This is a genomic window from Borrelia sp. A-FGy1, assembly GCF_014084025.1.
Lineage (GTDB): Bacteria > Spirochaetota > Spirochaetia > Borreliales > Borreliaceae > Borrelia.
This window is the reverse complement of sequence record NZ_CP043706.1, coordinates 1-2,387: the sequence shown is the minus strand read 5'-3', so window position 1 is coordinate 2,387 and position 2,387 is coordinate 1. Positions and strand designations below refer to the sequence as shown.

The 2,387-nt window shown below is 25.2% G+C and carries 1 protein-coding gene and 1 pseudogene; one reads left to right on the top strand and one right to left on the bottom strand.

Translation table 11 applies throughout. The annotated features are described in order from the left end of the window. Positions 1-242 precede the first annotated feature (242 nt). Positions 243-995, bottom strand: coding sequence for an OspD family protein (locus F0310_RS05540; protein WP_182117971.1), 753 nt, complete (start codon positions 993-995; stop codon positions 243-245). Positions 996-1,269: 274 nt separating this feature from the next. On the opposite strand from F0310_RS05540, the pseudogene F0310_RS05535 reads away from it, so the two are divergent. Beyond that, a pseudogene (locus F0310_RS05535) lies at positions 1,270-2,387 on the top strand (RNA-guided endonuclease TnpB family protein); the annotation flags it as partial.

The window sequence follows — 2,387 nt, the reverse complement described above, 5'->3', positions numbered from 1 at the left end:
GCCTAAAAAGCTATCTTGGATAGATACAAGAAGCTATTTCTATAATCTTTCTTTATTAGAAATAGCAGTTCACTAAGATTATATTATCTATATAACATTGATTTATCCTATCAAAGGTATACTATTAAAAAATAAAAACGTAAAATTGATGTTTTACTCTAGATCTTTCATTTGTTTTTAATTTAAAATTTGAAAGTAAAAGAAGGACAAATAAATTATTATTGCCCTCCTACTTTATTTAGTTAAGTATTTAATGAGGTTATAACTTTTTGTGCTGTTTCTTTTGCATTCTCAGCTACTTGCACTGCTAACTCTACTACTCTTTTTATATCTTCAAGTTTTTTGTTATTTGTGATTTCTGCATTTACTTTATCCAAAACCTCTTTTGTCGCTCCTCTTAAATCTATTAAATGATCTTTAGCTTTTATTGTAACTTCCCAAGCTCTATCTACATTTATCCTAGCTTGTTTTATTTCCTCAGAAGCTGAATCTAAATCTAAATCTATTCCTTTCTGTTGTTCTTCATACAGTTTTTTCATGTCTTCATCTACTGATTTAGTAAGGTCATATGCCTGTCTTGCCACATTAGATGCAACTGTTGCCTTATCTCTAAATTTGTTTATCTCTTCTAGATCTATTCCTGCCGTTTGAGCTAAATCATATATACTTTCTGATAAGCTTTTTAACTGATCTGCAGAAGCTGAAATTAAATTTACTCCACTAATAACTACTTCTACAACTTTATTTGATTCGTCTGATTCATTTAAATTGTCTACTGTAAGATCAGCTTTTTCCATTAAATCTGTAGTTTGAATTAATGACTGATTCAAACTATTTAATAAGCTCTTTTTTTTTGATTCGTAGCTTTCTGAAACTACACTTTGATTATCTAGATATCCTTTTTGATCATTTAAATCATCTATTGATGATACTTTTTGTTGTTCATGAACACAAGATGCTAATAATAAAAATAATACTTTTATTATTTTTTTCATATTTATACTCCTATATTAAACATAATACTATTGATTATATCATATATAAAATTATATTTAATATAATTTAGTATAAATATCAATTTAATATTTTATTTTATTTATTCAGATTATTTTAATTTTAAGTAAAATAATATAATAATTTTAATTTTGATTTAATTATTTAATTACTTTTATCAAAAAATAACAAAGAATACTCCACCTATAATTTCTATGAAATTTAGGTGGAGATGAATTTGTAAAGCAAGTTTAATTTAATATAATTTTAAAAATAATGAGTGATAATAAAGCTTATAAATACAGAATATATCCTAATAATAGTCAAAAAAAATGCTTTTCAAAAGTATTTGGATGTGTAAGATTTTTGTATAACAAAATGTTAAGTGATAAGAAAGATTATTATGAAAAAAATAAACAAAGTCTTAGTGTTAATCCAAGTAAATATAGGAAAGAATTTCCTTTTTTAAAAGAAGTTAATAGTTTAGCACTTTGTAGTGCGTGGATGGACTTAAATTCTGCGTATAATAATTTTTTTAGAGAAATTAAAAAGGGAAATAGAACACAAGGATTTCCTAAATATAGGAGTAAGAGAAATAGGCAAACTTATAGAACTAATAATCAAGGAAACTCAATAAGAATAGAAAATAATTATATAAGGCTACCTAAAATAGGATTTGCAAAATTATGTCTATATAGGCCCATTAAAGATAATGAGCTTATTAAGCATGTAGTGGTAGAAAAAGATATTAATGATAAATATTATGTTTCAATAGCAGTTGAGTACTTGGGTACTAAAAATAACAATGAAACTAAGGGTGATAAAAGGGAAGTAGTAGGTATTGATATGAGTATGAGACATTTTTTAGTAAGTAGTGAAGGTGAGAAAACCAATCATCCTAAATATTTACTAAGAAATGAAAATAGACTTAAGAAATACCAAAGGAAACTATCAAAAAAGAAAAAAGGTTTTTCTAATAGAGCTAAAGCTAGATTAAAATTAACTAAGCTACATAAGAAAATATCAAGTCAAAGAAAAGACTTTTTGCATAAATTATCTTGTTATTTCGTATCAAGTTATAAAAACATAGTAATAGAAGATTTATCAATTAAAGGCATGCAAAAAGGAATGTTTGAAAAAAAGTATTAATGATTTAGGATGGTCTGAGTTTGTAAGACAATTGTCATATAAATCAGAATGGCATGGATCTGCTTTGCATAAAATAGATAGATATTTCCCTTCAAGTAAACTTTGTAGTAGTTGTAATAGTAAAAATACAACTCTAAAATTAAGTGATACTAGCTGGGCTTGTAGTAGGTGTAACACTTTGCATGATAGAGATATAAATGCAAGTCTAAACCTTAAGGCTTATTATTATAAAGAAATAAAAACTA